The sequence below is a fragment of the Guyparkeria sp. genome (assembly GCF_046545975.1).
Classification (GTDB): domain Bacteria; phylum Pseudomonadota; class Gammaproteobacteria; order Halothiobacillales; family Halothiobacillaceae; genus Guyparkeria.
The window spans coordinates 1-9498 of record NZ_JBKGYT010000067.1; the positions used below are offsets into that span (position 1 = coordinate 1).

Sequence of the window (9498 nt, forward strand, 5' to 3'; positions counted from 1 at the left end):
TCGGTGATAATGCAGTCGACCGGACAGACCTCCACGCACTGCGGCTCGTCGTAGTGACCCACGCACTCGGTGCAGAGGTTGGGCGCGATCTCGTAGATCTCGTCACCCTGGGAGATGGCCCCGTTCGGGCACTCCGGTTCACAGACATCGCAGTTGATGCACTCGTCGGTAATCAGCAGGGACATGCGGAATCCTCCCCTAGAACAAGGTCAGTAACTGGCCGTAAGGATAACAGGTAACCGGCGTTTTGGCGCGGCCGGAGAGCGAATTTCCCACCCGGGCGGTCAATTAAGTTCAGCCAGCGCCCGCACCACTGCCGGTGGCACGAAATCGGTGACGTCTCCGCCCAGCCGGGCGAGCTCCCTGACGATGCTCGAGGAAACGAACCCGAGGTCCTCGGCGGGCGAGAGGAAAACCGTTTCTAGCTCCGCATTGAGTCGGCGGTTGATCGCCGCGAGCTGGATCTCGTATTCGAAGTCACTGACCGCCCGCAGCCCGCGCACCAGTGCCGTGGCATGGCACTCGCGCGCGAAATCGACCAGCAGCCCGTCGAACTGCTCGACGCGAATATTCGCCGATTCGGCACCGAAGGCCTCCTCGGCCAGGGCGCGCCGCTTGGCGAGCGGAAAAAGCGTGCTCTTGCCGGAATCGCCCGCCACCGCCACGATCACCTCGTCGAAGAGGCGTGCCGCGCGCAGTGCGAGGTCCACGTGACCGTAGGTGATCGGATCGAAGGTGCCCGGATACACGGCGATGCGCGGTGCTTGGGACATCATGCTGCTCCCGCTTGGGTCATGAGAGGATCATGTGGACGCCCAGCCCCAGCAGCACTACCGAGAAGATGCGCTTGAGTGCGAGGGCAGGCAGTATCTGCGCGAGTTTGGCACCGATGGGGGCGAACAGCACGGAAAACACCGCGATTCCGACCAGTGCCGGCAGATAGACGTAACCGGCACTCATCTCCGGCAGACCCTCCGCCGACCACCCGGTCACGATGTAGCCGATCGAGCCGAACAGGGCCGTGGGCAGGCCGAGCGACGCGCTGGTGGCGATCGCGTTGCGCGCGGTGATGTTGCAGTAGAGGAAGAACGGGGTGGTCATGGCGCCGCCACCCATCCCCATGATCGACGCGATCGCGCCGAATGACGTGCTGACGCCGGTCAACGGCACGATGCCGGGCAGTTGGCGGCTGGCCGGCGGCTGTCGCCCGAACGCCATCTGCAGCGCGACCAGGATCTCGAGGGTCCCGAAGACGATCTTGAGGATTCCGCCGGGCAGGTAGTGCGCCACCATCGAGCCGAGGATGGCGCCCATCACCATCCCCGGGGCGAAGCGGGCGAACACGTTCCACAGCACGCCACCGTGACGGTGGTGGCTGTAGACCGAGGTGATCGAGGCGAACACGATTGCCGCGAGCGACGTCCCGATGGCGAGATGGACCAGGTGCGTGCCGGTGATGCCGATGGTCGGGAAGATCATCAGCAGCACGGGCACCATGATCAGTCCGCCGCCGATACCCAGCAACCCCGCGGCGAGTCCGCCGACCATGCCGAGTATGGCGAACAGCAGGTATTCCACTGGTTAGCTCCCTCAGGCCGGTGCCTGCGTCAGCGCTTCTTCGGTGGCAGAAGATCGGTGATCGTGCCTTCGGCCATCTCGGCGGCGAAGCCAAGCGTCTCCGACAGGGTGGGGTGCGGATGGATGGTCAGACCGATATCGGCCATGTCGGCACCCATTTCCACGGCGAGCATCGCCTCGGCGATCAGCTCGCCGGCATTCGGACCGACGATGCCCGCGCCGAGCAGACGATGCGTCTTCTTGCAGAACAGCGCCTTGGTCAGACCCTCGTCCCGGCCGAGGCTGAGCGAGCGGCCCGAGGCGGCCCAGGGGAAGGCGCCTTTTTCGTATTCCACGCCTTCGGCCTTGAGTTCGTCCTCGGTCTTGCCCGCCCAGGCCACTTCCGGGTCGGTGTAAGCCACGCTCGGAATGCCCATCGGGGTGAACGCCGAGGGCTCGCCGCAGATGACTTCCGCGGCCACCTTGCCCTCGTGGACGGCCTTGTGGGCGAGCATCGGCTGGCCGACGACGTCGCCGATGGCGTGAATGTGCTCGACGTTGGTACGCATGCGCTCGTCGACCGCGATGAAGCCGCGTTCGTCGACCGACACGCCGGCCTTGTCGGCATCGATCTTCTTGCCGTTGGGCGCGCGCCCGACCGCGACGAGAATGCGATCGAAAACAGCCGTTTCGGGCGTGTTCTTGCCCTCGAAGGTCACGTGCAGGCCGTCGTCCTTCGCCTCGACGTTGGTCACCTTGGCGCCGAGGAAGATGTCCTGGTAGCGCTTCTTGAGGATCTTCAGCAGCGGACGGGTGAGATCCTTGTCGGCACCCGGGATGATGGTATCGGCCAGTTCGACGATGGAGATCTCCGCGCCGAGGGCGTCATAGACCTGCGCCATCTCCAGGCCGATGATCCCGCCACCGATGACCAGCATCCTGCCCGGCACTTCCTCGAGCTCGAGCGCGTCGGTGGAGTCCATCACGCGCGGGTCGTCGTGCGGGATGAAGGGGAGCTTCACCGGTTGCGAGCCGGCGGCGATGATCGAATGCTCGAAACGCACCAGCGTCTCGTTGCCCTCGTCATCCACCACCTTGACGTGCTGCGGGTCGACGAAGCGGCCGTAGCCACGGACGATCTGCACCTTGCGCTGCTTGGCCAGGGCCTCGAGGCCGCCGGTGAGCTTCTTGATGGTCTGTTCCTTGAACCCGCGCAGCTTGTCGAGATCGATCTCGGGTTCGGCGAAGGTCACCCCCTGGTCACCCATGGAGCGGGTCTCGTTCAATACCTCGGAGACGTGCAGCAGGGCCTTGGAGGGGATGCAGCCGACGTTCAGGCAGACACCGCCGATGACGGGATAGCGCTCGATCAGCACCACCTTCTTGCCCAGATCCGCGGCGCGGAAGGCGGCGGTGTAGCCGCCCGGGCCCGAGCCGAGCACGCAGACCTCGCACTCGACGTCGGCCTTCTCGTCGGTGGCGGCCGCGGCTGCCGGGGCAGGGGAGGAAGCGTCCTCTTTGGTGGCCGGCGCTTGCTCGGCGGGCGCATTGGCGCTTTCGCTCGACTCACCGCCGGCGGACGGCTCGTACTTGGCGATCGGCTTGCCGGTACTGACCTTGTCGCCGACGCCGACCAGCATCTCGGTGATCTTGCCGGCCGCCGGGGCCGGGATCTCCATGGTGGCCTTGTCGGTCTCCAGCGTGATCAGCGAGTCCTCGGCCTCGACGGTATCGCCGGCCTCGACCAGCACCTCGATGATCTCGACTTCGTCAAAGTTGCCGATGTCCGGCAGGTTGATGGTTTCGATGGTCATCCGGCGCTCCTTACAGCATCAGTTCGCGAAGATCGGTGAGCGTGCGCGAGAGCGTGGTCATGAACCGGGCACCCTCGGCGCCATCGATGACGCGGTGATCGTAGGACAGTGCCAGCGGCAGCATCAGGCGCGGCTCGAATTCCGAGCCATTCCAGACCGGCTGCATGCTGGCCTTGGAAACGCCGAGGATGCCCACTTCCGGACCGTTGACGATCGGCGTGAACTGCGTGCCGCCGATACCGCCGAGGCTCGAGACCGAGAAGGTCCCGCCGGAGAGGTCCTCGCCGGTGAGCTTGCCATCGCGGGCCCGTGCCGAGATATCCATCAGTTCCTCGGAGAGCTCGAAGATGCCCTTCTGATCGACGTCGCGCACCACCGGCACGACCAGGCCGTTGGGGGTGTCCACCGCCACGCCGAGGTTGACGTACTTCTTGACGATCAGGTGCTCGCCGTCGGGCGCGAGCGAGGCATTCATGGTCGGGAACTCGCGCAGCACGTGGGCAAGCGCCTTGAGGATGAACACCAGCGGCGTCATCTTGATGCCGGCCTTCTCGGCGCGGGGCTTCAGTGACTTGCGGAAGGCCTCGAGCTCGGTGATGTCGGTCTCGTCGAATTGCGTGACGTGCGGGATGTTCAACCACGCGGTCGACAGATGCTTGCCCGAGAGCTTCTTGATCCGCGACAGCGGACGCTCCTCGATCTCGCCGAACTGGGAGAAGTCGATCTCGGGCAGCGGCGGAATGCCGGCGCCGGTCGCCGCACCACCCTTGGCCACGCCTTCCATGACCGTCTTGATCGCGCCTTCGACGTCCTCCTGCGTGATGCGGCCCTTCGGACCGCTGCCGCTGACGTTGGCGAGATCCACGCCCAGCTTGCGGGCGAACAGGCGCACGGAGGGGCTGGCATGAAACGACGCCCCGCCTGGCTGCCGGTTGACCGGTGCCGCCTCGGGGGCCGCTTTGGCCGGTGCGGCCTCGGGTGCCTCCTCGGTTTCCGGGGCCGGCTTCGCGGCCTCGGTGGTTTCCTTCTCGGCCGTTTCGGCCGTTTCGTCCGGCTTCTCGGCCGATTCCTCGCCGGCCGTTTCCTCGGCCGCTGACGCTTCTTCCTCGGCCTCGATCTCGGCGATCAGGTCGCCCTTGTTCAGCGTATCGTCGACCTTGACCAGTACCTTCTTGATCTCCCCGGAGTAGGGGGAGGGGATTTCCATCGTGGCCTTGTCGGATTCCAGGGTGATCAGCGAGTCTTCCTTTTCGACTCGATCACCGGGCGAGACCAGCACCTCGATGACAGGTGTGTTCTCGTAGTTACCGATGTCGGGGAGGGTGATCGACTTGATGGCCATCAGCCTGTCTCCATACGTGTTGCGTGCGAGCCCGCCGGGTCGGGCGGGCGTCGTGTCGAAATGGGGTCCGTTACCCCGGCCTACACTCCGTGCGCCGGGGACGGTCGAAAAGAGAGCTTATCGTTCGATCGGCGGAGCGCAGTCCGGATCGATGCCGTACTTCTTGATCGCCTCGCTCACCTTGGATACCGGGATGCTTCCCTCGTCGGCCAGCGCCTTGAGCGCGGCGACCACGATGTGGGCGGCATCCACCTCGAAGAACCGGCGTAGCGCCGCGCGGGTGTCGGAGCGGCCGTAGCCGTCGGTGCCCAGCGTGGTATACGAGCCGGGCACGAAGCGGCGGATCTGGTCCGGGTAGGCCTGGATGTAGTCGGTCGCGGCAATCACCGGCCCGTCACGCTCCTCGAGGGCGGCCGTGATGTAGGGTTTCTTCGCGTCGGCTTCCGGGTGTAGACGATTGTGGCGTTCGCAGGCCTGCCCCTCGCGGGCCAGCTCGGTGAAGCTGGTCGCCGACCAGACGTCGGCTGCCACCTTCCACTCGTCCTCGAGCATCGCCGCTGCCTTCTCGGATTCCCGCAGGATGGTCCCCGAGCCCATCAGCTGGACGCGGTTCTTGAGCTTCTTCTTGCTCTCGCGCAGTCGGTAGGCCCCCTTGAGCACGCCTTCCTCGACGTCCTCGGGCATCGCCGGATGATGGTAGTTCTCGTTCATCGCGGTGATGTAGTAGTAGCAGTCCTGCTTTTCCTCGACCATGCAGCGCAGGCCGTCACGGATGATGATCGCCATCTCGTAGCCGTAGGCCGGGTCGTAGACGCGGCAGCTGGGCACGGCCGAGAACATCATGATGTTGTGGCCGTCGTTGTGCTGCAGGCCTTCGCCCTCGAGCGTGGTCCGCCCGGCGGTCGCACCGATCAGGAAACCGCGCGCCCGGATGTCGCCGGCCAGCCAAGCCAGATCGCCGATGCGCTGGTAGCCGAACATCGAGTAGTAGATGTAGAAGGGCACCATCGCCTCGCCGTAGTTGGCGTAGGCGGTGGCGGCGGCCAGCCACGAGGACATCGAGCCGGCCTCGTTGATGCCTTCCTGCAGCACCTGGCCGTTGGCCGCCTGCTTGTACCAGGCTACCTGGTCGGCATCGACCGGCTCGTAGAGCTGGCCGGCCGGGTCGTAGATGCCGACCTGGCGGAACAGGCCCTCGAGGCCGAAGGTGCGCGCCTCGTCGGGAATGATCGGCACCACACGCTTGCCGAGCTTCTTGTCGCGCAGGATCATCGCCAGGATCCGGCCGAAGAGCATGGTCGAGGACATCTCGCGCTCCCCGGTGCCCTTGAGGATCATGTCGAAGGCCTTGAGGTCCGGCGCCGGGATGCTTTCGGAACGGTCGACCCGTGCCGGGAGATAGCCGCCCAGCTCCTTGCGCCGTTCGTGCATGTACTTGATCAGCTCGTGGCTGTCGTCCGGCTTGTAGAACGGGACGTTCTTCTCGAGCTGCTCGTCGGAGATCGGCAGGCCGAAGCGGTCGCGGAAGTACTTGAGCCCCTCGTTGTCCAGCTTCTTCTGCTGGTGCGCGGACATCGCGCCCTCGCCGAACGGACCCATGCCGTAGCCCTTGACCGTCTTGGCCAGGATCAGGGTCGGCTTGCCCTTGCACTCGTTGGCCGCCTTGTAGGCCGCGTACATCTTGCGCGGGCTGTGGCCGCCACGGGTCAGCGAGAAGATCTCGTCGTCGGTCATGTTCTTGACCAGTTCGGCGGTCTCCGGGTACTTGCCGAAGAAGTGCTCGCGCACGAAGGCCCCGCCCTTGGCCTTGTAGGCCTGGTACTCGCCGTCGACGGTCTCCATCATCAACTGCATGAGCTTGCCGGACTTGTCGCGTGCCAGCAGCTCGTCCCAGCCGGGGCCCCAGATGACCTTCACGACGTTCCAGCCGGCACCGCGGAAGCTGCCTTCGAGCTCCTGGATGATCTTGCCGTTGCCGCGGACGGGGCCGTCGAGGCGCTGGAGGTTGGCATTGACCACGAAGACGAGGTTGTCGAGTTTCTCGCGCACGGCCAGGCCGATGGCGCCCATGGACTCGGGCTCGTCCATCTCGCCGTCGCCGAGGAAGGCATAGACCTTGCGGCTGCCGACCTTGGTGAAGCCGCGGGCCTCCATGTACTTCATGAAGCGGGCCTGGTAGATCGCCATCAGCGGACCGAGGCCCATGGAGACGGTCGGGAACTGCCAGAAGTCGGGCATCAGCCAGGGATGCGGGTAGGAGCTGAGCGCCTGCTCGTTGGCCGCTTCCTGACGGAAATTCAGCAGTTGTTCCTCGCTGATCCGGCCTTCGAGGTAGGCGCGGGCGTACATCCCCGGGGCCACGTGCCCCTGGAAGAACACCATGTCGGCGCCGTCCGGGTGATCATGGCCCTTGAAGAAGTGGTTCAGGCCCACCTCGTACATGGTGGCGCTGGACTGGTAGGAGGCGATGTGCCCGCCTACCGAGTTTTCCTTGTTGGCGCGGACCACGATCGCCATGGCGTTCCACCGGATCAGGGCGCGCAGCCGCTGTTCCATCTGACGGTCGCCGGGGTATTGCGGCTCGTCCTCGGGCGGGATGGTGTTGATGTAGGGAGTCGTGGCGGCGTAGGGGGTGTCGATGCCGTGCTGACGGGCCATCTCGATCATGCTGCCGATCAAGTGGCGGGCCTTCTCGGTCCCCTCGAAACTGACCACGGCCTCAAGGGCGTCGAGCCACTCCCGGGTTTCCTGCGGATCCTGATCGATGTAATCGGTCACAAGCACTCCTCAAAGCTGTCGTTTGATGCATCCGTTCCTGCCCGAAACCGCTCCAGCGCGGGCATTCGCCGGCCGCATCGGACCAAAATTTGGGACTCATTATGCGTGATTCCGCCGATATTTCCTATGACGCGTGTCCCAAAGACGCCGACGCCATGGCGCGAAAGGCGGTTGCCCGGGTGCTCGATCAAGGTCCTCATGACCGGGTCGGAGAGCGGGAACGGCATGCGGGCGAGGGCGCTTTTCCACCGAATCACCCGAACGGCCTGTGCAGGGCACGCTGTGTCTATATAATGGCGGGGTTTATCTCTTTCGCCATCCATACGCGACATTCACATTCGTAATCAGGAGTTCTGATGAGCAATCCCTCCGCCCCCAAGAAGCTCGGCAAGGTGGTACTGGCCTATTCCGGTGGCCTGGACACCTCGGTGATCCTCAAGTGGCTGGAAGAAACCTACGACTGCGAGGTGGTCACGTTCACCGCCGACCTGGGGCAGGGCGAGGAGCTCGACCCGGCGCGCGAGAAGGCCGAGAAGATGGGCGTGAAGGAGATCTACATCGACGACCTGCGCGAGACCTTCGTCCGTGACTACGTCTTCCCGATGTTCCGCGCCAATGCCATCTACGAGGGTGAATACCTGCTGGGCACCTCGATCGCCCGCCCGCTGATCGCCAAGCGCCTAGTGGATATCGCCCGGGAGACCGGCGCGGACGCCGTCGCCCACGGCGCCACCGGCAAGGGCAACGACCAGGTACGTTTCGAGCTCAACGCCTACGCGCTCAACCCGGAAATCCAGGTGATCGCCCCCTGGCGCGAGTGGGATCTCAACTCCCGCGAGAAGCTGATGAACTACGCGGAGTCCCGCGACATCCCCGTCGACTTCGCCGCGGCCGGCAAGAAGTCGCCGTATTCCATGGACGCCAACCTGCTGCATATCTCGTATGAAGGCGGCAACCTCGAGGACCCGTGGTGGGAGCCGGAAGAGGAGATGTGGCGCTGGTCGGTCAGCCCGGAGCGCGCCCCGGACGAGGCCACCGAGATCGTCATCGGCTTCGAGAAGGGCGACCCGGTCTCCATCGACGGTGAGAAACTCTCGCCGGCCGAACTGCTTCTCAAGCTCAACCAGCTGGGCGGTGCCAACGGCATCGGCCGACTCGACATGGTGGAGAACCGCTACGTCGGCATGAAGTCGCGCGGCTGCTACGAGACCCCGGGCGGCACCATCCTCCTCAAGGCGCGTCGCGCGCTGGAATCGCTGACGCTGGACCGTGGCGAGGCGCACATGAAGGACGAACTCATGCCCAGGTACGCCGAACTGGTGTACAACGGCTACTGGTTCGCCCCCGAGCGCGAGATGCTGCAGAAGGCGATCGACGCCACCCAGGACAACGTCAACGGCGACGTGCGCCTGCGCCTGTACAAGGGCAACGTGATCGTGGCGGGTCGCCAGTCGGACAACAGCCTGTTCGACCCGGCCATCGCCACCTTCGAGGACGATGCCGGCGCCTACGACCAGCGCGATGCCGAGGGCTTCATCAAGCTCAACGCCCTGCGCCTGCGCATTGGTGCCAAGGCGGGCCGCCGGGGCTGACCATTACCCGCTGAGGGCCACTCGACCAAGGGGGATCCGGCGCGACGGACGATTCGCCGCCCCCTTTGACAACCGGATCGACAGGCAACGGAATGCTGACACGCTTGGGTACAAATTCCCCCAATTCGCATGAGGTGGCCCGCCTGGCGGCCGCCCTGGTCGTCCTCTGCCTGCTGCTCCTGCCTGCGGCCCGCGCCGCCACGGCCGATGCCTCCACACCGGTGGATGTGACCATCGGCGTACTCGCCTACACCGGCAAGCCGGAAGCCGCCGAGCGCTGGCAACCGACGGCCGATTACCTCAGTGACCGGAACCCGGACTATCGTTTCCGGATCGAGCCCCTGTTTCTCGGGGAACTGCGCCGCGCGTTCAGGGAGGACCGACTCGATTTCGTGCTCACGCAGCCCCTGCAGTT

Annotated in this window: 7 protein-coding genes and 1 pseudogene; 2 read left to right on the forward strand and 6 right to left on the reverse strand. The window is 65.2% G+C overall.

Annotation, left to right across the window (positions count from 1 at the left end; translation table 11 throughout):
* The 6 genes from ACLFMY_RS06995 to aceE all read right to left on the reverse strand — a co-directional run.
* Positions 1–185 (reverse strand): YfhL family 4Fe-4S dicluster ferredoxin (locus ACLFMY_RS06995; protein ID WP_410763894.1); only part of this gene is annotated, 185 nt, incomplete at its 3' end.
* Between the two features lie 99 nt (positions 186–284).
* On the reverse strand, positions 285–776 hold the full coding sequence (gene coaD / locus ACLFMY_RS07000) for a pantetheine-phosphate adenylyltransferase (protein ID WP_410763895.1): 492 nt from the start codon (positions 774–776) through the stop codon (positions 285–287).
* 16 nt (positions 777–792) lie between these two features.
* Positions 793–1578, reverse strand: coding sequence for a sulfite exporter TauE/SafE family protein (locus ACLFMY_RS07005; RefSeq protein ID WP_410763896.1), 786 nt, complete (start codon positions 1576–1578; stop codon positions 793–795).
* A gap of 29 nt (positions 1579–1607) precedes the next feature.
* A complete protein-coding gene (lpdA, locus tag ACLFMY_RS07010) occupies positions 1608–3371 on the reverse strand; it encodes a dihydrolipoyl dehydrogenase (RefSeq protein ID WP_410763897.1) in 1764 nt (587 codons plus the stop codon).
* A 10-nt stretch (positions 3372–3381) separates the two neighbouring features.
* Positions 3382–4713: a dihydrolipoyllysine-residue acetyltransferase gene (gene aceF, locus ACLFMY_RS07015; RefSeq protein WP_410763898.1), complete on the reverse strand. Its 1332-nt coding sequence runs from the start codon at positions 4711–4713 to the stop codon at positions 3382–3384.
* Positions 4714–4830: 117 nt separating this feature from the next.
* Positions 4831–7491, reverse strand: a complete 2661-nt coding sequence (gene aceE / locus ACLFMY_RS07020) for a pyruvate dehydrogenase (acetyl-transferring), homodimeric type (RefSeq protein WP_410763899.1) — start codon at positions 7489–7491, stop codon at positions 4831–4833.
* A gap of 356 nt (positions 7492–7847) precedes the next feature.
* On the opposite strand from aceE, the gene ACLFMY_RS07025 reads away from it, so the two are divergent.
* On the forward strand, positions 7848–9083 hold the full coding sequence (locus tag ACLFMY_RS07025; RefSeq protein WP_410763900.1) for an argininosuccinate synthase: 1236 nt from the start codon (positions 7848–7850) through the stop codon (positions 9081–9083).
* Between the two features lie 104 nt (positions 9084–9187).
* Positions 9188–9498, forward strand: a pseudogene (locus tag ACLFMY_RS07030) (hypothetical protein); the annotation flags it as partial.

Bases quoted from the DNA above. Each gene is read 5' to 3' on its own strand.
- lpdA (WP_410763897.1), bottom strand. From the start codon at position 3,371: ATGACCATCGAAACCATCAACCTGCCGGACATCGGCAACTTTGACGAA.
- coaD (WP_410763895.1), bottom strand. From the start codon at position 776: ATGATGTCCCAAGCACCGCGCATCGCCGTGTATCCGGGCACCTTCGAT.
- aceF (WP_410763898.1), bottom strand. From the start codon at position 4,713: ATGGCCATCAAGTCGATCACCCTCCCCGACATCGGTAACTACGAGAAC.
- ACLFMY_RS07025 (WP_410763900.1), top strand. From the start codon at position 7,848: ATGAGCAATCCCTCCGCCCCCAAGAAGCTCGGCAAGGTGGTACTGGCC.